The sequence below is a fragment of the uncultured Winogradskyella sp. genome (genome assembly GCF_947495255.1).
Lineage (GTDB): Bacteria > Bacteroidota > Bacteroidia > Flavobacteriales > Flavobacteriaceae > Winogradskyella.
In genome coordinates this window covers 1-224 of the sequence record NZ_CANLYI010000044.1, presented here as the reverse complement: position 1 = coordinate 224, position 224 = coordinate 1, and the positions used below count along the sequence as shown (strand labels likewise).

1 pseudogene is annotated in these 224 nt (G+C 33.0%); it reads left to right on the top strand.

The annotated features are described in order from the left end of the window. Positions 1-224 (top strand): annotated as a pseudogene (locus Q0807_RS18895) (cell envelope biogenesis protein OmpA); the annotation flags it as partial.

Below are 224 nucleotides of genomic sequence, written 5' to 3'. Positions count from 1 at the left end.
TAAAGCATTAGAAACTTCAGATAAGCCAGAGATGGTTTATAAGTATGCTCAAATGCTTAAAGCCAATGGTAAATATGCAGAATCTAATACACAAATGGATAAATTTGCGACAATGCGTCCTGCAGATGATAGAGCTGTTGCTTACAAAAAAAATCCAGATTACCTTCCTAAGATTTTAGAACAAGGTAAAAAGTTTAATGTACAGAATGCAGATTTCAACTCTA